We start from the raw sequence: 23,032 nt of genomic DNA, 5'->3' as shown, positions 1-23,032 counted from the left end.
AAACAAACATTAGTCTACTTAATACAATGTTTTAGCGTTATTATTGTGCTGTCTTCTATACATACTTTGATCTCTGTCATTTGTACTTGCCATAGATCGCCGTTGCTAGTAGATAAACATGCTGCTTATTCTAAAATATAGCGATACTTTTAATTTTCTATTTATATCATGATGTATGAGCACTACTTTTTATGTCACTAGTACAACTACATTCAACACTATAATGACCGTGTGGATAAATAAAAAATCAATTAGGACTATACGATGACAGCACAGACCGCGCTCGTGTTAGGCGCCAACACCTTTATCACAAACGCGCAGTGCTCGATTACCTTCTCTACTACCACCCCGCTTAAATTTGGACAGCAGCTTGGGCTACTATGGCTGCCTCTAGATGCGAATCGCAAAGCGGTTTGTAGCCCAGCCTATCTGCATGAATCGAAAGACTGGGCGACAATAAATAATTCAAAAGACCCAAATATATGGCAGCTTGACTTACCTACATTATTTGATAAAAAAGGCGTTTATTTTTTACAGCTGATTGCCTATGTTTATCTTGATCCTAATCTCAACCTACCTGCGGTTGAGCTAAAGGATGTTTGCTTAACAATCGATGATGGTGCCCTTCGCTATGACTTTACGGCGCGCGAACGTCACGTGAAAGCCGCTATCATCTTAGAGATATATCAGCGTAATGGACAATTCAAATGTCGGGCGCTTGGTGAATCATCGACCCAAGGATTGGCAAGTCTTGAGCGGCGCGCACAGGTCAGTCTCGATATGCGACCACCTGATACACATACACGTATTATGGAGGCCCAACAACAGCAAGCGCGTCCTAATAACGAAGTGCGTACGCCTCGTCAAGTGCAGTCAGGTGAGACGTGGACAGGCACGGCATTTGCCATTGATCCGTATCACCTGCTTACCTGTTATCATGTAATCGAGTCAGCCCAAATGATTGGTATACGCCAGCAGGGTCAGCCCGACCGCGAGGCACAAGTGGTACTCAGCGATATCGGTAGCGACTCCGCTATTATCAGAGTTAGCGACCCATTGCCTCACTATATTCCATTGGCGCAGCAGTGTAGTGATATATTGGGTGAAACCATTACAACGCTGGGATTCCCACTATCGGGACTCAGCAGTCAACTACAAGTGACGCAAGGCTGTATTTCAGGGCTAACGGGTTTGAATGATGATATCCGTTATCTTCAGTTTACCGCGCCCATTCAACCCGGCTCTAGTGGTAGTCCATTATTACTACCAACTGGCGAGGTCGTTGGTATGGTAACTGCCAGTCTGGTCCATGAACACGCACAAAACATGAACTATGCGGTAAAATTTCAGTTATTATCTGCGCTGCTTGCGAGTGCTGGCATCAGCTTGGAATGTACGCCTGATACCTCAAGCGTGACACCTGTGAATATGCCTCTGACCACACCGCAACTCAGCAAGCAAAGCCGTAGCGCGTTATGGCTGGTTGGCTGTCAGGGTTAATGGTCTACTACAATGATAAACTCAAAAGAAAAACGGTATTAAGAAAGGACTGTTATATCAATGAAACTCAAAAGCATAGCCGTTCTTATCGATGCCGATAATGCTTCAGCTAATAACATTAATTATATTTTACATAAGATAGAGGGCATTGGTCACATTGCTTGTAAAAAAATCTATGGTGACTGGGGCAACGTACATATTCAAGGTTGGCAAGAAGCACTGCTAAAGCATGCTATCGACCCAATACAACATTTCGCCTATGCTAAAGGTAAAAATACGACTGATATTGGTCTGGTTATTGAAGCTATGGACTTACTACATAGTAGACACTACGACGGTTTCTGCTTAGTATCTAGCGATAGTGATTTCACCGCTTTGGCGCTACGCATAAGAAAAAACGGTATTAAAGTCTTTGGTTTTGGCAAACAACAGACCGTCAAAGCGTTCACACAAGCCTGTGATAACTTTTACTACGTGGAAGATTTAGTAACTTTACCAAAAACACTACCCATCAGCGAAAACAAAGACGCGCCCAGCCTTGATATTAAGACTAAACCATTGCTTCCTATCACCGAATCCAAGACATCACCCGAAAAATGGACAACCAAAGCACTTCAGAAGCAGACACATCTTATTAGCGTTTTAAACAAGCTGATAAAAGAAGACCCAAATTCTGCCAAAGGCTGGTCAAATTTATCTTATCTTGCTAGCCAGATTAAACAACACCATACAAATATCAAGTTAGATAGATACGGCTATGCAAAGTTTTCAGAATTAATTATAGCAATGGCGTTATATGATATACGCACTGTGAACAAAGTTATTTCTATTAAACTAAAAAACTATGCATTGCCAACTTCAAGTGTAGCGCCAAACGACAATGCCACATCAGTATGGGATGAGAGACGCTTAAAATGTGATACCAAATTATTGAATAGTCTACGCGCCTCCATCATTGATCACCCAAATGCAGATAGCGAACGCTGGGTAAATTTTGGAATAGTTGGTAATGCTATGAAAACGCATTACTCAACCCTAGATCCTAAAAGTTATGGCTATACCAGACTCTCTGACATGATTAAAAATATCAGAATATTTGAAACCAAAACGGTAAACTCTACGCTCTATGTACGTCATAAAGCCAAATGAACATAAGCAATAAATGAGATCTGATAATACATAGGACAACAAGAAACAATGAATAATACAAATCAAAATATACCATCTAACAAAACCTATAAACGCAGCATCACCCTACCTCGTGGCACCCTTGATCTGACCTATCAGACCAATTCAATGGCTAACAAGAATAGCTTGGAACACAGCGACAACTATCAGCTAGAAGATCTGCTTGGTTTTGCCCAGCGCATTAACCCAAAACGGGCGTTTTTGTTTGTCTCAAAAGTATTGGGTCGTCATATTCCCGTGGCACCCAGCACCATGCGAAATGCGTTTACTGATTTGACCAATTTAGTTCCTAATGATTTGCCCGAGCCAATTTTAGTCATTGGTATGGCAGAGACCGCGGTCGGTCTATCGGCAGGCGTGCATCAAGCGCTACAAACACGCTATCCGCAGGCGCTGCTACTGAACTCTACTCGTCATGCCCAACATGATGAAAGCCTTGATCAGGGTGAACAAAGCGATACTAACTCGTTATTCACGACTTTTTGTGAAGACCACAGTCATGCCAGCCAGCATTTGATTTATCAAAGTACAGATAGCATCACACAAGCACAACTGCTCACTAGCAAAACGCTAATCATGGTCGATGACGAAGCGTCAACAGGCAATACCTGTGTTAATGTCGTCACAGCTTTACGTGATGCAGGTCTGATACAATTAGAGCAAGTGCATCTAACAACTCTGGTTGATTGGTCATTGGATCAAGAGAATACAAACCAGCAGACAAATGGCGCTCAGCCTGCGCGTATGGCGGATCGTTTGATTGGTATTGAGTTTCATCGTCATCATCTGCTTTCTGGTGCATGGCAATGGACCGATGCGCCTAACCCAGAGCCTATCACTATGCCATCGGTTGATACTACTGCAGCAGGTAGTCAGGCGCTTGGGTTTACGGGCAACTGGGGACGTTTCCCCACGCTCGATAGCACAAATGGGTTTGATAACTATCTTTCAAGTTTTAAGGCTACATTTGCAGGCTTCTATAATCAAGACCGCTTTGATGTGAGTCAACTGCCCAAGAAAATATTGGTATTGGGCAGCAACGAGTTTGTGTGGTTGCCGTTTTTATTAGCCGAATGGCTTGAGGCAGCGTCTCAAAACCTCAAAGCTGACAGGGATGCTATTGTTAAATTTAGTGCATTGACACGCTCACCGATTGCGCTTGGCGGTGCTATTACTAACATACTGAGCTTTCATGATAATTACGGACTGGGCATGACCAACTTTGCTTATAATGTTGAGCCCAGTGATTGGGACTTGATTGTGTTGTGTGTAGAAACGGCTGCTGATAGCGTCGATGCGATGTGGCGCGGTTTGGATAATGTTTTGGTGGTCAGTCCGACGACTTAAACCATTCTTTCACCTTCATATTTCCTGTTTATGGACGACGTCATGACTATCCCATTTTTCAAGCCTAACCCCGATATCATTAAGCCTTACGCGCTAATGGATTTGGACGATACACTTTTTCAAACCCAACGTAAAATCGACGCATGGAATTTGCCTACTGCTGAAATTGAAAACTTAGTATGTGCGACGGTTAACAAGCAAGATGAACCACTCAGCTTTATGAGTCAGCGCCAAGCGAGCTTTTTTAACTGGTTACTGGCTAGTACCGACCTAATAGTCGTGACGGCGCGTGATCGTAGTGAAATTAAGCGTGTTAAATTACCGTTCGACAGTTGGCAAGTATTGACTCATGGTGCCATTATTTTAACGGCTGATGGGCAGCTACTAAGCAAATGGCAGCAGCTTATGTATAGCAAGCTTGCACCATTGCAAGATAAGTTAAACCAACTGAGCGAGCTATTTGCTAGTCATAGCAAAAATGAGCAAAGCCAGTTGGTATTTACGCCACATATTGATTGCTTTAACAATGGCTCTGTCGAGGAAGAATTAACCATTTATTTAGCGATCAAACACGCGCAAAAAGACCATCAAGCGTTAATAGATTTGGCCAAAAAACTGCCCACGTTAATACGTGATTTTGAGCAAGATTTTTATGTGCATGTCAATGCCAATAATCTAGCGATATTGCCCCATGCGGTTCACAAGCATCATGCCGTACAGTTTTTGTTAGACAATTATTTAGATCATCAGCGTCCCAGTTTTGGCTTTGGTGATAGCTTGGCGGACTTACCTTTTCTGCAACTGCTTGACTGGTACGGTATGCCAAGCCGCGGTCAGATGCATGAACACTATCAGTCTGAGCCATCTATTTAATTTTTTGGGCTAAACAATCAGTTAAAAAAACAGACACATAACCTCATTATCATCACAAGTGCCATTATTCATACTATGACTTTACCTAATATACAGACCCATAGAGCCAATCTAAACAACTACGGCTCAGGCAGCTATCTTGCAAGCGATGTGACGGTCCTACTCAATATCGTCGATAAAGATGCTGTTGCCGATGTGCAGGTCAGTCAAAAAGAGGCACTCATTCAAAGTGGGCAACGTCACTACTCTGACATGTTGACCTTAGAGCAAGCGCCTACCGCGATGCACGAGCAGCTATACCGTCAAGCGTTGGCGCAAGGTAGTGAGAGAGCCGCAACTGATATCGCACACTTAGCGCACACCATACATGATGTCTTTGGTCATGATGTCAGTGATGAGCATCCGCTGGTCTTGGTGAGCTTGGTACGGGCAGGTCTGCCGATTGGCGTACTATTGCAGCGTGCGCTGTCGGACACAGATAGCAGCTACTATCTACCAAGCAAGCATTATGGTATCAGTATCATCCGTGATCGCGGGCTTGATCCTGCGGCGCTGCAAATGCTGCTGGACGCGTACCCAAACAGTCCGATTGTATTCGTCGATGGCTGGACAGGTAAAGGCGCGATTTATAAGGAGCTTGCGCGCAGCTTAGACGTATTTAGCGATACGTCTCATGCCAATTTTGCCAATATTTTTCACCAAGGCGCGAATGTTATTCCGCTATTGACTCTTGCCGATCCGGCGGGCGTTGCTTGGCTCGCGGCGAGCGCAGAAGATTGGTTAATTCCATCAGGCTTGTTAAATAGCACCGTATCAGGCCTGATTTCGCGCAGCTTATATACCGAGCCGCAATCAGGTCTTCATCGCAGTGTTTTTTATGAGGATTTGATAGAGGCAGATCATAGCTTGGCATTTATCGATCATGTCGATGCAGCGAGACGCTCACTGACCGCGCCACCAGAGTGTTTGCCAACCTATCAGCAGCCGCGCTACCAGACAGCTGCATTGATAGATACGCTCGCAGCAGACTATGGCATCACTAATCGCAACCGTATTAAGCCAACTATCGCCGAGGCGACGCGCGCTATCTTGCGCCGTGATCCGGAGCGTATATTGCTCGCGACCGCGGCGCATCCCGATACCGTACTACTGCGTCATTTATGTGAGCAACGAGGCATCACTATTGACGTATTAGGTGATAAAATACTGCCTTATCAAGCCATCACTCTGATCAAGCAACGCACGAAAGACCGTTAATACCTGTAGCACAAATTCATCTCGCATGATTGAACGCTTGCCCCTTATTCCTCTATTTATGATGCCAACTATGTCAGATACCAAACACAATGAGTCAGAGCTTTACCACGATACCCAGTCTTATGCGCATCTGATTACTGAGCGTCATGCGATGGTCAGACCGCATACGCATCATCCCTATCAGCTGGGTGCTAGTCTATACATGCCTGCTACTCGGCAAGATATTTGGCAAGTCATCAAGCGCGACAAGCTACCTACGATCAACAGTATTATTATTTGCCTAGAGGATGCTGTCAGTCATGAAGACGTTGAGCTGGCACTTGAGCGCTTGCGTATACTGCTGGATACTTGGGCTGAACATGTCAACAGCATCAATGCGCCCTCTAGAGCCGCTGCTATTCACGCACAGCATCCAACGCGACCATTGGTCTTTATACGTCCGCGTAGTCCATCGATGCTACAACAACTGGCGGACTATGCTCATATCGACCTGATCGACGGTTTTGTTATGCCAAAGGTCGATATGTATAGCTTATCGAACTGGCGGATGGCTTGTCAGAACCTCAGTATCGACCATCTACTCATGCCCACACTCGAAACTGCCGCGCTGTTTAGTCCGCATCATAACCAAGAGCTGGCCATTGCTTTTAAGGAGGCCTTTAGTCAGCCTGTATTTGCACTCCGTATTGGTGGTAATGATCTATTTGCAGCACTGCGTCTACGTCGACCAAAAAACAGCATTATCTATGATACGCCTATCGGTACCCTAGCCTATCAGCTGCTTGGCTGTTTCGTGCCGCATGGGTTTTATCTGAGCGCGCCTGTATTTGAATATCTGGATCAGCCAACACTGTTCATGCAAGAGCTAAACCATGATGTCAGCTTAGGTCTAGTGGGCAAAACGGTCATTCATCCGAGTCAAATCGCCTTAGTGCAGCAAGCTTACTGCGTGCCACTCAGCACATTAGATGAAGCACAAGCCATTCTACATACTGACGCAAAAGCGGTGTTTAAATATAACAACACCATGCTAGAGCCCGCGACCCATCGGGCATGGGCCACCGAAGTTGTCAACCGTGCAGAAGCTTTTGGTACCATTGATGATGGACATACGCCATATAGCTCACGGCGCTAGTCCTCCACTGCTTATTATATCTACAGTAAAAAAAAGCCGATACCACATAAGCGATAGCGGCTTTTTTGTTAGGTTATTGAGTACTTTTCAATCAGCAAAGTACTGCCGTGCATCTGCTCATTATCTATACTCTACTCGTTGTTTATACTAAGCACAGCTTTCCAAGAACTTATTAAGCACTCGATTGACCTGATCAGGCTCCTCTACTGTTGAGGTATGGCCTGCCCCTTTGATAACCGCAAGCTTAGATCCAGCAATGGCAAAATGCATTCGTTCAGACTTATCATAAGGCGTTGCTGCGTCTTCATCCCCAACGATGATGAGTGTCGGTGTCGTAATCTCACCCAGTTGCTCATAGGTGCCTGTCCGCTCGATGACGCCCATGGTCGCCTTAACCACACCGCCTTTACGGTTACCCTGCAACATAGTGAGCCAGTGCTTACGGTCGGACTTGCGTAGCTTGTCCGTCAAAAACGTACTGCCAAACATAATCGGCATGACTTTGCTACTCACACGCTTTATACCGAGCCAACGAATAGCTTTTACCAGTTTACGATACTGCGGTATGTTTTTTGGATCTTCGGCGTCAGATGATGTCTCTAGTAAGCTGAGCGATAGCAGTAGTTCAGGACGCTTTATGGCGATACGCTGAGCCACAAACCCGCCCATGGACAGACCAACAAAATGACAGCGATCAATACCAAGCGCGTCGATTAGCCCAAGCGTATCTTCGGTCAGTGTCTCCATATCATAGCCAGATTTGGTAATCTGTGACTGACCCTGTCCGCGGAAATCAAAAGCAATGCAGCGATAATCTGATTTAAAGTACGCCACTTGTTTTTCGTACATCTGCGAGCTCCACAGCAGACCATGAGCAAATACAATGACAGGCTTTTGCGTATCGTTAGGCGCGCTGTCTTCATAATAGATATCAGCATTATTGATATTGATAGTTGGCATAATCACATCCTTGTTTGATTCATTGAAAATTTATATGTCACATGACATTCTTCTATGCTCAGCTTGGAATATTAGCATAGTCTATAAATGCATTCGGCAATGACCTCCTTGCTAGACAATCACGTCCTTGGATAATCCCTATCAATTTATACGACAAAACAGCACTCTTGACCAGTGTATAGATGTGTCTTGAGCGCTCATAAAATACTCTTTTATAATCCGAGCAAGCTGCTATAGTAATTGGTATTGAATCATTTTTACCTTTATCTCATAGCATTCTCACTGATACAAAATATTAAAACCGTCATTTAAATAAGGAAATCTCAGATGTCAGAGCCTTTAGTCGATTATCAAGTTGAAAAACACATTGCGATCATTACCTTTAACGATCCAAAAAGCCTAAATGCTTTTGGTACCCCCCTAAAAAACCAAGTCTTGGTAGCACTAGACAAGGCTGAAGCAGACGATCAGGTACGAGTGATTATCTTGCAAGGCGCTGGCGGTAATTTCTCAAGTGGCGGCGATATCAAAGAGATGCTATCTGAAGGGCTGGATAAAGAGGTTGTCTCTACCAAACTAAGAGGTATGGTAGAGGGCGCAGGAGAGGTCAGCTTAAAACTACGCCATGTGCATAAACCTATCATTGCCAAACTAGAAGGCGCTGTAGCTGGTGCTGGTATGAACTTGGCACTTACTTGTGACTTCCGTATCGCCGCAGACAACGCAAAATTTGTACAAGCCTTTGTCAATATTGGCCTAGTGCCAGATGCAGGTGGTATTTATTTACTGAATCAATTGGTCGGTGCCGCAAAAGCAACGGAACTTGTGATGCTGGGTGATAAGTTAAAAGCAGAAGATATGGCGCGCTTAAATCTAGTAAATAATGTGGTGAGTGCTGATGAGCTAGATGCTACCGTACAAGCATTGGCGCTACGATTGAGCCAACTACCAGGCAAAGCATTGGCTGCTATGAAGGAGAGCTTCAACGTACACGCCTTTGCTGGTTTGAGCGCAGCATTAGATACGGAAGTAGAGCAACAGACAGTAATGGCAAAAACCGATGACTTTATAGAAGGGGTTAGCGCATTTATAGCAAAACGTAAACCTGTCTATCAAGGTAAGTAACAGGCTCAATGACAAGCCAAGCTAAACGCCAGGTTAAATAACGAGACTGTAAGCACTTTAATCTGACAACTGAGTTTGTTTTGCTTAGACGGACTATAAGGATACTATCAAAAAAGGGCTGCCACTATGGCAGCCCTTTTCTATTCAGCGCCCTTTATCAAGAGGCCGTCGCGGGGTCATAATGATAAGGCAAGGTAAATATTTTATCGAAAATAAAGGTAAATACAAAGTTATATATTAAGAAGAAAACCATCAAAGCTGCCTCCATCATAAATGCTTCGATCAAGCCGACATCGTACCAGATGATGTATATTGGTAAGCAAATCAATACCAGACCGATTTCAAAAATCAGCGCATGCGCACTACGAATTAGCAGCGTACGCTCAGCTATACGCCTGCGCTGCTCCCAAGTCTCAAAAGCGGTGTTGTATAAGAAGTTCCAAATAATCGCAGCGAGCGATATCATCATAGCAGCGGGCAGCGATTCTGATGCATCACTATTGCTAAGCTTCATGAGTACAAAGGTAGAGGATATGATTGCCAGAATTTCAAACACAATCACATAGACAATACGGCGTTTAACTGGGGATAAGGTAATCAACCAAGACTCCAAAGCACCTGTATTTAAACAGCAAAGTGCATATCAAAGTATCGGTCCGTCCCGAGATAGAAAAGAGAGGTCAAATGCAGAGCCACGGTTTCCGCCTGCCCCTATATTATACATAAGATAGCGTATAAAATCAGCTGGTGCACTTATCGTAGCATGAGATTCAATAGAGCACCTTGAAGTATAAAAAGTTTATACAAATCCTATTTAGAAAAATACTTAATATTTTATAGATAGATTATTCCTCACTTTCTTCAGAATAAATCTCTTTAACTTTTTTTACAAGAAAATCCTTAGTAGCTTGATACAAAAGGCTTATTAATGTATAGCACATAAATATAATAATAGGCCCCATAAGTATCAATACTAGGTTCTGACCATCTATACCCAAAAAATTTCCAATTTTATTTTTAGATACAGCGTTAAAAAAGTTTAAAATTAATAGTAAAACGAATAGTAAAAATAAAAATATACTTTTTATAGACTCAGGCTCTTTATAAACTTTAATGTTGCTAATTCCTCTAACCCTAGCAGAAACCTCTAGCTCTTCCCTATAATCACTTAGAAGGATATTCAAATTGAAACTGTCATTTGGATTAAGTAATAGAGGTTGAATTTCGACGCTATTTTGCATTTTTAAAATACTTATATCCAAGTCTTTCGGACTTTGTTCTAACACTTCACACGTCAAAATGTTTGTATTACTACCAAGTTGTATACTGATTGGTCTTGCAAAATCGTCTATTGAAATCGGTTGGTTACCACTATTAATTATCCTAATTGATACTAGATGTACATTTTCAACAATTTTATTTTCATAATGAATTTTAATCTTATTTTGAACTTCACTTTTAACTCCAACTAACTGTGTATTTGAAACAACTTCATAAGCCAATCTCTTTTTACTTTTCTGCAGGAAATAGATAATGAGTGGCACAGTAATAGCGGCTATCACTGCTAAAAATCCTAATAGTATCTCTATTGAAAAACTCATTCTAATTCCTATGATAATTTTATTTCTTGATTATACATATATTTTAATAATTTTAAGTATAGACGTATGTCTATTATGACAACTCCTGTCGTGATTATAGTTAAATGCATTATTGATATTGAAAACGAAAAACCCCGCATCATCACGATACGAGGTTTTGTTTATTTAAAAACGTTTAACTTAAGCGTCAACCAAGACTAGCTCAACTGAGCAACATTGATCTTGTCTGCTTCTTCCGTATAGTCTTCCATACGGTCGAAGTTCATGTATTGATACACTTCATCACCCATGCTGTTTAGCATGCCAGCATACTGCTGATATTCATCGTTAGTCGGCAATTTACCAAGTACCGCTGCGACTGCTGCAAGCTCGGCAGATGCTAGGTATACGTTAGCGCCTTGGCCTAGACGGTTCGGGAAGTTACGGGTTGAGGTCGATACCGCAGTAGACTTCGGTGCGATACGTGCTTGATTACCCATACATAGTGAACAACCTGGCATTTCAGTACGAGCGCCGGCTTGTGCATAGATGTTGTAGTAACCTTCTTCCATCAACTGGCGTGCATCCATCTTAGTCGGTGGTGCAATCCATAGACGAGTCTTGAGGCTACCTGCTGGTACGTCTTGTAGCAATTTACCAGCGGCACGGAAATGACCGATGTTGGTCATACATGACCCAATGAATACTTCATCAATGGTATCGCCAGCGACGTCTGCTAACGTTTTTGCATCATCTGGATCGTTCGGGCAGCAAAGGATAGGCTCTTTGATGTCTGACATATCGATAGTGATGTCGATAGCGTATTCAGCATCATCATCAGCACGCATGAGGCTTGGGTTAGCCAACCACTCTTGCATTTGCTCAACACGGCGACTGATCGTACGCGCATCGCCATAGCCTTCACTGATCATCCACTTAAGCAGCGTGATGTTTGAGTTTAGGTACTCAGTCACTGATGCTTCAGATAAAGTGATGGTACAACCAGCAGCACTACGCTCAGCTGAGGCATCAGACAATTCGAACGCTTGCTCAGCGGTCAAATCTTCTAGACCTTCGATTTCAAGAATACGACCGTTGAACTCGTTGATTTTGCCTTTCTTATCAACCGTCAAGTACCCTTCTTTGATCGCTTGATAAGGGATCGCATGTACGAGATCACGTAGGGTGATACCCGCTTGACGCTCACCAACAAAACGAACACGAACAGATTCAGGCATATCAAGTGGCATGACACCAGTTGCAGCTGCGAACGCAACCAGGCCAGAACCCGCTGGGAACGAGATACCCATTGGGAAACGAGTATGCGAGTCACCACCAGTACCAACGGTATCTGGCAATAGCATACGGTTCAACCATGAGTGAATGATACCATCACCTGGACGTAAGCTGACGCCGCCACGGTTCATGATAAAGTCAGGTAGTGTATGCTGAGTCTCAACGTCAACTGGCTTTGGATAAGCAGCAGTATGGCAGAATGACTGCATGACTAGGTCTGCTTGGAAACCCAAACATGCCAAGTCTTTTAGCTCGTCACGCGTCATTGGACCAGTGGTATCCTGAGAGCCGACCGTAGTCATCTTAGGCTCACAGTACATACCTGGACGTACGCCTGTTAGACCACACGCTTTACCAACCATTTTCTGCGCTAGCGTAAAGCCTTTACCCGTATCGGCTGGCTCTTCTGGCTTAGCAAATACGTCTGAATGACCAAGACCCATATATTCACGAGCACGGTTAGTCAAACCACGACCAACGATCAATGGGATACGGCCACCAGCACGTACTTCATCAAGCAATGTTGGTGAGTTTAGTGCAAACGTTGACAATACTTCATCAGAGTCATGCTTAGTGATTTTGCCTTCGTATGGATAGATGTCAAACACATCACCCATGTTTAGGTTATCAACGGCAACTTTTTCGATTGGCAATGCGCCAGAATCTTCCATGGTGTTAAAGAAGATCGGAGCGATATTGTTACCCAATACCAGACCACCACCACGTTTGTTTGGCACGTTAGGAATATCTTCACCCATCAACCACAATACTGAGTTGGTGGCAGACTTACGGCTAGAACCAGTACCAACGACATCACCAACATAAGCTAGCGGATGGCCTTTTTCTTTTAATGCTTCGATTTGCTTCATTGGACCAACAACACCCTCTTCGTCAGCAGTGATGCCGTCGCGAGAGTTTTTGTGCATGGCTAGTGAATGCAATGGAATATCAGGACGGCTCCATGCGTCTTGCGCAGGCGACAAGTCATCTGTATTAGTCTCGCCAGTGACTTTGAACGTCGTATAAGTGGTTTTTTCTGGTACTGCATCACGGTTCAAGAACCATTCTGCGTCAGCCCAAGATTGAACCACTTCTTTAGCAATGGTGTTGCCCGCTTCAGCTTTTTCAGTCACATCATTAAATGCGTCAAATACCAATAGCGTTTTCTTTAGTGCTTCAGCAGCGTCTTGTGCAACTTCACTGTCATCAAGGGCAGCAACTAGTGGCTGAACGTTGTAGCCACCTTGCATCGTACCTAGGATTTCAACCGCTTTTTGCTTGCTAATAAGTGGCGATGACGTCTCACCCTTTAGGATAGCAGCCAAAAACGCAGCTTTTACGTAGGCTGCTTGGTCAACACCAGCAGGGATACGGTTTTCTAACAAGTTCATCAAAAATGCATCTTCGCCTGCTGGCGGGTTCTTTAGTAATTCAACCAACTCTGCTACTTGTTTTTCGTTTAATGGTAGCGGAACCGTTCCTAGCTCAGCACGTTCTTCGACATGTTTACGATAAGCTTCTAACACAATAGTCGTCCTCGTCAGTTGGGGTTTAGCACATTGCGTGGGTAGTCAGCATGACTGCCTGCGTCTATATACTATAGGGAATAATTATCCGTGCAATCATAGCTTAAATCGCTCTAAATGTTAATGGCTCAGTCCTGAAAAGGCGCATAGTAAGGCCATATCGAACATTTATTATAAAAATAGTGCCATCAATAATATGATTGTCACGCTCATTATAACTGGCATTCACTCAGGCACACGTATCAATAAGTGCTTGCTTTATGACTGAACAGGCACCATATGACTGTTATGCGCTTTTATAAGACATTATTAAGGACGACGAGATATGGACGATAGTAATATGAACAACAATACCAACTATGACAATGGGCTCAAAGTACGCACAGAGGTGATGGGTGAGCAGCATGTGAAGCGCTCGCTTGACGCGGCAACAGGATTTACTCAGCCACTACAAGACTGGATCATTGAACATGCTTGGGGCAGCACATGGCAAGATGATTCAGTGCTACCGCGCAAGTACCGCTCATTAATTACCATTGCCTTTTTGATTGCACAAAAAAGCCCAAACGAGTTAAAAGGACATATTCGCGGTGCCATCAATAACGGGGCAAGTGTCGCTGAAATACGAGAAGTGCTGATGCATAGCCTCCCTTACTGCGGCGCGCCTGCCACGCAAGAAGCATTTCGTGCCGCCATAGATACCCTAAATGAGATGGAAATCGATATAGATATTTAAAACTATGGTCGCTAGAGCAATCGTAGTAACCTTAATGATATTGTACAAAAAATACCTGCTAAATTTCTGCTATAATATCGTTACTCATAAAACATTTTGATAATTCCATAAACCCTTATAATATAAAGGGTTAAGAGATAATTCTATTATGACAACTGCCGTACAAACACATGTACCTGCTGCTAAGGTCAAACCAAAAAAAGCCATCCAAGGCGAAAAGCTACGTGGCTACGATAAAGTTGCCCGTATCCCAATCAAGGTAATCCCGACCGTCGAGGCTAAGAAAAAGCCAGATTGGATTCGGGTAAAAATGTCATCACCTGCTGAAGTGGCACGTATCAAAGCCACTTTGCGTGAGCAAAAGCTCTACACCGTCTGCGAGGAAGCGGCCTGCCCTAACCTGCCACAGTGTTTTGCTGATGGTACAGCGACCTTTATGATCATGGGTGATATCTGTACCCGTCGCTGCCCATTCTGTGATGTCGGTCACGGTCGCCCTAATGAGCTAGATAAGGATGAGCCACGTCATACCGCTGAGACTATCGAAGGTCTAAAGCTCAAATATGCGGTAATTACTTCTGTCGATCGTGATGATCTAAAAGATGGCGGTGCTGGACATTTCGTTGAAGTACTAAACGAATCAAGAGCGCTTAGCCCCAATTGTCTAATCGAGATTTTGGTACCCGATTTCCGTGGTCGTATGGATATCGCTTTAGACCTACTGACAGAGACCGCGCCTGATGTGTTCAACCACAACATCGAAACCGTGCCACGTCTCTATAAAGCCTTCCGTCCAGGCTCTGATTATCAGCATTCACTCGACTTGCTTAAAATTTACAAAGAGCGTCGTCCTGATATCGCAACCAAATGTGGCTTTATGGTCGGTCTTGGTGAGACTGAAGAAGAGATCTATGCCCTACTTGATGACCTAAAAGCGCATGACGTAGACATGATTACCATTGGTCAGTACTTACAGCCTAGTAAGAATCACGCGCCCGTCGATCGTTACGTCCATCCAGATGAGTTCCAACGCTATATGGACTACGGCAAAAAGATTGGCTTCTTTAGCATTTGGGCAGGTCCAATGGTACGCTCAAGCTACTTTGCAGATCGTCAGTACTACGGCGAAGACTGCCCAGCACCTATCCGCAGCAAAAAAGCATTAGAAGCTGAAGGCAAACTTGGCTGCTAATCTAGCTACAAAGCGATGCGAAATTAGTTGCTAACAACGATCGCTAAGAACAGTTTTTAAGAATACCAAAAAGGGTGAATAACAAATTTGTTATTCACCCTTTTTTTCGCCTTGATAGATTATCAAAGGATTCAAACCCAACGTTTTACACGGTTAAAGTTGGCGTTGGCTTTCCAGCTGTTTTTATGTTGAGTACCGCAATACCTAGTACGATGATACCGCCGATGATCCCCGTCAACATCTCAGGATAAATTAATAGCAAAGCACCAATCGCTAAGATGACACGAGTCACGGTATTCATCTGACCTCTAAAATACCCCTCAAGTGCTGAGCTTAGTGCAATCACACCTGTTACTGAGGTCACAACCACCGTGATGATATCTACAATAGGCGGTAGTGGAAAGTCTTTTGCCGTGACTGCTAAACCGGTTGGATCAATCATCAGCATCGTAGGATTATAGATGAACATGAACGGTACGATAAATCCAGCGAGTGCCAGTTTGAGTGACAAGAATCCTGTCTTCATCGGATCGCCGCCCGATATACCCGCACCAGCAAAGGCCGCCAGACACACAGGCGGGGTAATATTGGCAAAAATACCAAAATAAAAGACAAACATATGCGCTGACAAGATTGGAATATCAAAACCAGCCAACGCTGGTGCCGCCATCGTCGCCGTAATGATATAGGCAGGAATAGACGGTAATCCCATGCCTAATACCATAGATGCTAGCATGGTCAAAATAAGCGTAAAGAACAACGATCCCGCGCCTAGCGTAACGATAGAGGATGTCATTACGGTACCGAAACTAGTCAGACTCACCACCCCAATGATAATACCAACGACCGCACAGGCCGCCATAACTGCAAGTGATTGACGCGCACCATCTTCCAATGCACCCAAAATATCAGAAAAGCTCATGCGTGTCTCAGCACGTAGCATACTGATGACAACCGTAAAACCAATGGTATAAGCGGCAGCATAACCGACAGGTACATTTTTGATTAACAAGAAAACCAAAAAAACAATCGGCAATAGCATATGACCACGTGCTTTTAGTACTGCTTTTACTGCTGGCAGATTTTCTTTAGCGATACCTTTTAGATCGCGGCGACCAGCGCGAAAGTGTACCTGTGCAATCACACCCAAATAGTACAGCACGGCTGGTAATAGGGCTGCAAGCGCAATCGTGCTATAAGGCAAACCTGTGGTCTCTGCCATAATGAACGCACTGGCACCCATAATTGGTGGCAAAATCTGCCCACCTACAGACGCACTCGCCTCAACTGCACCCGCGAAATCTTTGTGATAGCCGACTTTTTTCATCAGCGGAATCGTAAAGGCACCAGTACTTACTACATTTGATAATGCAGAGCCGTTGATACTGCCCATAAAGCCACTAGAGATGACCGCTACTTTTGCAGGCCCGCCTTTCTTATGACCTGCGATGGCCAATGCCAAATCATTAAACAGCTGCCCCATCCCTGAGCGTGCTAAGAACGCACCGAATAAGATAAACAAGAAAATAAACGTCACTGACGCACCGATCGCGACAGAATATAAACCTTCTGTTTTTAGGAATAATTGACCAAAAATATCACCCATATCGTAAGGGCGAGTCAACAGCCTGTCAGGCATAAAATCCATGTGACTGACAAACGGATAGGCTAAGAATATCCCTGCCAATATTGGCAAAATCCAACCTGTGATACGGCGACTGCCCTCTAACACACAGACTACGGTGATTAGTGAAAATATCACATCCATCTGGTTCGCCATACCGCCGCGCGAGGTCACAATATCTTGATACTCGTAAATCAAGTAGCCCATGCCAGATAAGGACAGCGCAAACCAAAGCCAGTCATACCATGCGACTCGCTTACGACTGCTTTTTTTGCTGGCGGGGAAAATCAAGAAAATCAAGGCAAAACCAACACCCACGTGTACGGAGCGCTGTAACAACGCTGGCATTGGGTTAAAGGTGATATACAAATGAAAGAGCGAATAAAGGATACAAATACCAGCGATAAAGTACTTCACTGGTCCTTGCGTGATATGACGTGTGATTGACTCTCGGTCGTATTTTTCCAATACCGCTCGGTTGACAGCCTCAGCATCTTTATCAACGTCAGCATCTGGCGTGGTATTCACGCTATCGTGATCCGTCACTTGGGAGTTCATGACAAAAGTCCTTTTTAAATCTATCAATTAAACCATACGTCTTAGGCATGATTACCACTTCAGAATAGTCTGGCACCCACTGGTGAATCAAGAAACGATGACCACCGTAATCGATCTCACCCTTGGTCAGTCTAGACACGACCCAATTGAGATTGGGCAGTTCTTCATTAATTTGATACCCAAGATAGCCAGGTTTTTGTATGGGAGCGAGTGGTTCAGTTGAGGGGGTCCCAGCACCGAACGCTTCAAAGTAAGTGGTGGTGAGTAATAACGTAGCATCTTCTGTACTGGTTTTATCTAGACGCTGATACTGCTCTTCCCACCACTGCTTCTCTACAGAATGTATCCAGCGCAGCTGAAAATTAGGGTCGGCGAAATAACAAACCTTGTCATCATCACCCTCGACTGCAACTCGCACTTCCACAACGGATTGGAGCATCAAACCCATCCATAGCATAAAAAAAACCAGCGCTACAATGAATGCGGCGCCAGTTGATAACCAACATGAATTACTTGGCTGCTTGTTCGTCATAGTATTTCTTAGCACCAGGATGGATTGGAGCGACCATACCCTCACGAGCCGTTTCTAAGCTGATGTCATTAGCCGCTTGGTGTGCTGTTTTTAGACCGTCCAAATTATCAAACAAAGCTTTGGTTAGTTTATAACCATCAGCTTCAGACAGATCAGAGCTAACCAACAACGCATTCATGATTGCTGCAGTTGGAACATCTGTTTCATTGCCATAAGTGCCCGCAGGGATAGCAAAGGTTTTAAAATAAGGCTTAGCCGCAATGATTTCTTTTAGCTTGTCTTGGTCGATAGTCACAATCTGTAGATCGAGGCCTTGCTCTAGCTCCATTAAAGATGAGTTTGGCAGACCACTACTAAAGAATGCCGCTTCAATCTTACCTGCTTTCATGCCGTCAGCCGCTTCAGCAAACCCTAGATAATCAACGGTGACATCATCATAAGTGATGCCAAACCCTTCTAGTAAGGTGCGAGCGTTTACTTCCGTGCCAGAGCCTTGATCGCCAACAGCGATACGCTTGCCGCGCAAGTCTTCAATATTTTTGATGCCAGATTTTTTCGACGTGACGATTTGCACCACGTTAGGGTACAGTACTGCAATCTGTTGAATGTTCGTGATTGGCTGCTCAAAGTTATTTTTACCTTCGACTGCGTCAGTGACCACATCACTCAATGCCAATACCATATCGACTTTGCCTTGGGTCAATAGATTGACGTTTTCAACTGATGCACCCGTGGTTTGGGTTTTGGAGTTAACGCCAAAGTTTTTGACATACACCTCAGACAGTGACGTACCGATGATGTTGTAAGGACCAGAGGCGCCGCCGGTCGCGATAGTCACAAATTTAGTATCCAGCGTGTCAGTGGCAGCCTCAGTTGCCGTACTATCTACAGCGGCAGTATCCTCACCTTCTGAGCTTGGTGATGAGCATGCGGTCAAGCCTAGTGTGACGCTTAACATGGCTGATAAAAGTAATGGAGACTTTAGAGAATTGAGCATTGAGTTCATCCTTGAAGTAATCGATTTAATACATCTAACGGTATTAATAAATTGGCATTAATCCGTTACAGCTGAGTCATGATATAGCAATTTTTGTCATAAATAAACTAAAGTATTTTTTCTCTTTTGCTTTCAATGCCTTATATACAAGGCGCTTTGAGAAATCAACCTTACTTTAATGTCTGATTTACGCGTTACAATGTTCCGCTGAGTGAAACAGTGTTCCATACATTTAATCAAAGTTTGTTTGCGTTGTAAACCTTTATCGCTATCAATGACTACTCAGCAAATACTTATTCTTATTTCATATTGTTTATAACAACATAGTCGATAATGGAGAGTGGGTCAGATTTTTCGATTTATTTTTATTACTATTCAAGTTCTGCTATATTTCTTACAGACATTCTTTATTGATGCGGTATCTAAGATATAGTCGGTTCAATATGATTTGGATACAAGGAAGCCGAGTGAAAGTACTACAAGCAGTAGACTCAGTAAGGCTGACACCGTATCCAGTTTATAGAGGATTGACTATATATGGATATATGCTTTATCAGCTAAGACAACATCATCGTTTCTTATAACCCAACTTGGATAACTTTTATGACAATATCTACAATAGAAGCATCAGAACCTTTGTCTGCTGATATCGCTATCATTGGCGGTAGTGGTCTTTATCAGATCCAAGCATTGACCAATAAACGCAGTATTACGGTACAGACGCCTTATGGCAGTCCATCTGATGATATTGTTTTGGGTGAGCTAGAAGGTGTGACCGTTGCTTTTTTGACGCGGCATGGTCAAGGTCATAGATTAACCCCATCTGAGGTCCCCTATCGCGCTAATATTTATGCGCTAAAAACATTGGGCGTACGCTATATCGTCTCGGTATCAGCCGTTGGCTCTCTACGAGAAACACTTAAACCATTAGACATGGTCGTGCCAGATCAAATGATTGATATGACCAAGCAGCGAGTAAGTACGTTCTTTGGCGAAGGCGCAGTTGCTCATGTATCAATGGCAGATCCACTATGCCCTGCTTTATCGGATATATTGACACGTGCCTATCACCAAGCAGATATTATCGAGGGTAACTGTCACTCGCAGGCAACTTATATCTGTATTGAAGGGCCTCAGTTCTCAACTCGTGCAGAGTCAGAGTGGTATCGTCAAATGCAAGCAGATATCATTGGCATGACCAACATGCCCGAAGCCAAATTAGCACGTGAAGCCAGCATGGCTTATGCAACATTGGCGTTAGTAACCGATTTTGATTGTTGGCACCCGACCGAAGAAGCTGTCAGTGCAGACTATGCGATAAAAAATCTGATGAAAAATGCTGAAAATGCTCAACAGGTGATCCAAAAAGCCGTTGCTTTGATTGCTGCTGAAATGCCTGAATCCATCGCTCATAGTGCGCTTGCACAAGCATTGGTCACGCCTGTGGATATGATGGATGAACATACCAAAATTAGATTGGCAGCGTTGCTAGCGTAGTCTTAAAGCGTATCCTCCATTGTGAACTGACTACTTCTAATCAAAAGAAAGGCTATTATCTCAAATAATAGCCTTTCTTTGCTTCAGCATATAGGTCTGAAATTTATACTAAATACACGCCTTTACTCTTAACAACAGCCGCCCATACCAGACGATGGCATCATAGCCTGATCAAATGGCATCAGCTCACCGCACCCTGCAAAAATGCCATAGTGGCGACTGTCATCACCAATAAATTCAAAATGCGGTGCAAAGCGAGATTCTTGTAGCATCCTAAAGGTATTGCCGCAGACAGGAAATACCCGGCCCGCCTCAATCGCATGATGCTTATCTAGATCAAACCGATGCGGGGATTGCTCGATAGATCCTTTGTATATCACCGCTTGTCCATGATCTTCACAGGCATCTTCTAGCGCGGCAATCTTAAACAGGCGATAAGTGGCTGAGAAAAACTGTATATCACCGATTTTGGCAGCCAGTACTGGATCTGTAATCTCAAGCGGGCGATCTTCGACCAGACGTGGGTCTAAAAACCCTGCGCCTCTTGATAAACGAACAAAATCTTTCCAGTATAAAGCGCCACTTAAACACTCTCCATATAAGACAGGGTCATCGATTAGATGCTGCGGGATACGGCGATCAGCATAGACGTCAGAAAAATAAAATTCGCCGCCAGGCTTGAGCAGTCTTTGCACGCTCGCCATCACGGCAGCCTTATCTGGTGATAAATTGATAACACAGTTTGAGACGATAATATCGAAGCTACCATCAGCAAGATCCAGTTCATCTAGTTTTTCGATATAACCATGTAAAAACGTCACATTGTCATAGCCAAACTGCTCAACATGATAGGCTTGATGTTCCTTTGCAACGGCTAGTTGCTCGTCAGTCATGTCTACACCGACCACATGACCGCTCTCACCAACCAGTTGCGCGAGTGCATAGACATCGCGACCTGAACCACTGCCTAAATCCAAAATTCGGCAGCCTTCAAGCAATGCAGGACATACCAGACCGCAGCCGTAATAACGATTCAATACTTCATCGTGGATGTTTGCGAGCAATGGTTTTAGCCATTCAGGCATATTGCTAATATCACAACATGCCGAGGTTTTTAGATCATCGGTACCTTGCAGCTCTTTTCCATAGTAATTTTGCACGACATCATGCATGACAATATCCTTATTAGTAGTAAAATCTATTTAGGGCGTGTCATCAATTAGCCCATTAGATCATTTAGCGGTCTTAAAATGAGATAAATTTTAAGCCTCGCTATATAAGTGATGACACGCCCTAAAACGTAAATGAATAACGGTAGAAAATCATATTTGATTTTTAGATTTTGTTGAGCGTATTGCACCAACCTGACGGTAAATTCTGTAAGTCTTCAGGCTCGTCAATGTCATGCAGCGCTGGCAATAGCGTCAGTGTCCTCCCTGATGCCGCGATACGTTGCTTGGTGACTTCAGCGACGCTCGCCGTACTCCAGCTGATGTCTGAAAAAAGGCTGCTATCAATCTGCTTGAACCCAAGCAACACATAACCTCCATCGGTTGCAGGAATCATCACCGTGTCGTATTTCTCCAGCTGCTGTACGGCGGTCTGTATACGCTCTGCCGTGAGGCTAGGACAGTCTGTCCCGATTAAGACAACTTTTTCATATTTTTCTAATGCGCTCTGACTGGCTATCAACATACGCATGCCCAAATCGCCATCTGCTTGAGCAGACCATTGCATTGACTTGGGTAGATCAAATGCTTGCCAGCACGGGTCGTCTGGCGTGGGACTCACGCATAGCTCGACCGCAAAGTCGGTAGCAACCGCTTGCTCTATACTATGTAGTAGCAGATTTTTTGCCATATGTGCAGCGCCATCAACACCTAATGCAGGCTGTAGACGAGTCTTTGCCATATTTGGTGCAGGATATTTAGCAAATAGAATAATGCCTATTTTTTGCTGGCGTGCTTGCGAGTCAGTTCTCGCGGTGTGAACAGTGCGAGGGCTTGAGTGCATTAGTAAAAGTCCCTTTCTTTTCTTGTCTACAATATCGATAAATTAAGTTGTTTTCTTTCGATTTAAATACTTATCGCAACCTCGATGTTGAATGCT

Annotated in this window: 19 protein-coding genes; 10 read left to right on the top strand and 9 right to left on the bottom strand. The window is 43.9% G+C overall.

Going from position 1 to position 23,032, the window contains the following annotated elements; translation table 11 throughout:
• Positions 1-264 precede the first annotated feature (264 nt).
• The 6 genes from AC5JPO_RS00235 to AC5JPO_RS00210 all read left to right on the top strand — a co-directional run bounded on the left by AC5JPO_RS00235 (position 265) and on the right by AC5JPO_RS00210 (position 7,300).
• Positions 265-1,500, top strand: coding sequence for a S1 family peptidase (locus AC5JPO_RS00235; RefSeq protein ID WP_443526206.1), 1,236 nt, complete (start codon positions 265-267; stop codon positions 1,498-1,500).
• A gap of 60 nt (positions 1,501-1,560) precedes the next feature.
• Positions 1,561-2,649: an NYN domain-containing protein gene (locus AC5JPO_RS00230; RefSeq protein ID WP_319050560.1), complete on the top strand. Its 1,089-nt coding sequence runs from the start codon at positions 1,561-1,563 to the stop codon at positions 2,647-2,649.
• A gap of 48 nt (positions 2,650-2,697) precedes the next feature.
• Positions 2,698-4,035 (top strand): phosphoribosyltransferase domain-containing protein, encoded by a 1,338-nt coding sequence (locus AC5JPO_RS00225; protein ID WP_493852118.1) that lies wholly within the window; start codon positions 2,698-2,700, stop codon positions 4,033-4,035.
• Positions 4,036-4,077: 42 nt separating this feature from the next.
• The gene (locus tag AC5JPO_RS00220) at positions 4,078-4,908 is read left to right on the top strand and encodes an HAD hydrolase family protein (RefSeq protein ID WP_493852119.1); all 831 of its coding nucleotides are present in this window, start codon (positions 4,078-4,080) and stop codon (positions 4,906-4,908) included.
• 75 nt (positions 4,909-4,983) lie between these two features.
• The gene (locus tag AC5JPO_RS00215) at positions 4,984-6,165 is read left to right on the top strand and encodes a cysteine protease StiP domain-containing protein (RefSeq protein WP_493852982.1); all 1,182 of its coding nucleotides are present in this window, start codon (positions 4,984-4,986) and stop codon (positions 6,163-6,165) included.
• 70 nt (positions 6,166-6,235) lie between these two features.
• Positions 6,236-7,300, top strand: coding sequence for an HpcH/HpaI aldolase/citrate lyase family protein (locus AC5JPO_RS00210; protein WP_493842873.1), 1,065 nt, complete (start codon positions 6,236-6,238; stop codon positions 7,298-7,300).
• Between the two features lie 147 nt (positions 7,301-7,447).
• Here the strand turns inward: AC5JPO_RS00210 and AC5JPO_RS00205 are convergent, their stop codons facing one another.
• Positions 7,448-8,260, bottom strand: a complete 813-nt coding sequence (locus AC5JPO_RS00205) for an alpha/beta fold hydrolase (RefSeq protein WP_319050565.1) — start codon at positions 8,258-8,260, stop codon at positions 7,448-7,450.
• 327 nt (positions 8,261-8,587) lie between these two features.
• On the opposite strand from AC5JPO_RS00205, the gene AC5JPO_RS00200 reads away from it, so the two are divergent.
• On the top strand, positions 8,588-9,385 hold the full coding sequence (locus tag AC5JPO_RS00200) for an enoyl-CoA hydratase/isomerase family protein (RefSeq protein WP_493852121.1): 798 nt from the start codon (positions 8,588-8,590) through the stop codon (positions 9,383-9,385).
• Between the two features lie 157 nt (positions 9,386-9,542).
• Here the strand turns inward: AC5JPO_RS00200 and AC5JPO_RS00195 are convergent, their stop codons facing one another.
• From AC5JPO_RS00195 to acnB, 3 genes are all read right to left on the bottom strand, one after another.
• A complete protein-coding gene (locus tag AC5JPO_RS00195; RefSeq protein WP_319050567.1) occupies positions 9,543-9,986 on the bottom strand; it encodes a PACE efflux transporter in 444 nt (147 codons plus the stop codon).
• A gap of 244 nt (positions 9,987-10,230) precedes the next feature.
• Positions 10,231-10,986 carry a hypothetical protein gene (locus AC5JPO_RS00190; RefSeq protein WP_493852122.1) on the bottom strand — a complete coding sequence of 252 codons (756 nt, stop codon included), beginning with the start codon at positions 10,984-10,986 and terminating at the stop codon, positions 10,231-10,233.
• A 197-nt stretch (positions 10,987-11,183) separates the two neighbouring features.
• On the bottom strand, positions 11,184-13,787 hold the full coding sequence (gene acnB / locus AC5JPO_RS00185) for a bifunctional aconitate hydratase 2/2-methylisocitrate dehydratase (protein ID WP_493852123.1): 2,604 nt from the start codon (positions 13,785-13,787) through the stop codon (positions 11,184-11,186).
• A 325-nt stretch (positions 13,788-14,112) separates the two neighbouring features.
• On the opposite strand from acnB, the gene AC5JPO_RS00180 reads away from it, so the two are divergent.
• Both AC5JPO_RS00180 and lipA read left to right on the top strand, forming a co-directional pair.
• Positions 14,113-14,523 carry a carboxymuconolactone decarboxylase family protein gene (locus AC5JPO_RS00180; protein ID WP_493852124.1) on the top strand — a complete coding sequence of 137 codons (411 nt, stop codon included), beginning with the start codon at positions 14,113-14,115 and terminating at the stop codon, positions 14,521-14,523.
• Between the two features lie 148 nt (positions 14,524-14,671).
• On the top strand, positions 14,672-15,715 hold the full coding sequence (gene lipA, locus AC5JPO_RS00175) for a lipoyl synthase (RefSeq protein ID WP_372887392.1): 1,044 nt from the start codon (positions 14,672-14,674) through the stop codon (positions 15,713-15,715).
• Positions 15,716-15,860: 145 nt separating this feature from the next.
• Here the strand turns inward: lipA and AC5JPO_RS00170 are convergent, their stop codons facing one another.
• From AC5JPO_RS00170 to AC5JPO_RS00160, 3 genes are read right to left on the bottom strand one after another with little or no spacing between them, the layout of a single operon-like run.
• Positions 15,861-17,897: a TRAP transporter permease gene (locus tag AC5JPO_RS00170; RefSeq protein ID WP_372887390.1), complete on the bottom strand. Its 2,037-nt coding sequence runs from the start codon at positions 17,895-17,897 to the stop codon at positions 15,861-15,863.
• Positions 17,869-18,429, bottom strand: a complete 561-nt coding sequence (locus tag AC5JPO_RS00165) for a DUF1850 domain-containing protein (protein WP_493852125.1) — start codon at positions 18,427-18,429, stop codon at positions 17,869-17,871. The genes AC5JPO_RS00170 and AC5JPO_RS00165 overlap by 29 nt, the downstream gene beginning before the upstream one ends.
• A complete protein-coding gene (locus AC5JPO_RS00160; protein WP_493852126.1) occupies positions 18,407-19,426 on the bottom strand; it encodes a TAXI family TRAP transporter solute-binding subunit in 1,020 nt (339 codons plus the stop codon). The genes AC5JPO_RS00165 and AC5JPO_RS00160 overlap by 23 nt, the downstream gene beginning before the upstream one ends.
• 603 nt (positions 19,427-20,029) lie before the next feature.
• Here AC5JPO_RS00160 and mtnP point away from each other — a divergent pair.
• Positions 20,030-20,923 carry an S-methyl-5'-thioadenosine phosphorylase gene (gene mtnP / locus AC5JPO_RS00155; RefSeq protein WP_493852127.1) on the top strand — a complete coding sequence of 298 codons (894 nt, stop codon included), beginning with the start codon at positions 20,030-20,032 and terminating at the stop codon, positions 20,921-20,923.
• Between the two features lie 128 nt (positions 20,924-21,051).
• On the opposite strand, the gene AC5JPO_RS00150 is transcribed toward mtnP, so the two are convergent.
• Both AC5JPO_RS00150 and AC5JPO_RS00145 read right to left on the bottom strand, forming a co-directional pair.
• On the bottom strand, positions 21,052-22,095 hold the full coding sequence (locus AC5JPO_RS00150; RefSeq protein ID WP_493852128.1) for a methyltransferase domain-containing protein: 1,044 nt from the start codon (positions 22,093-22,095) through the stop codon (positions 21,052-21,054).
• Positions 22,096-22,258: 163 nt separating this feature from the next.
• Positions 22,259-22,936, bottom strand: a complete 678-nt coding sequence (locus AC5JPO_RS00145; protein ID WP_493852129.1) for a TIGR04282 family arsenosugar biosynthesis glycosyltransferase — start codon at positions 22,934-22,936, stop codon at positions 22,259-22,261.
• Between the last annotated feature and the right edge of the window lie 96 nt (positions 22,937-23,032).

The organism is Psychrobacter sp. H25 (genome assembly GCF_059076335.1).
The sequence above is the reverse complement of the archived record's forward strand: the minus strand, read 5'-3'. Positions and strand labels throughout refer to the sequence as shown.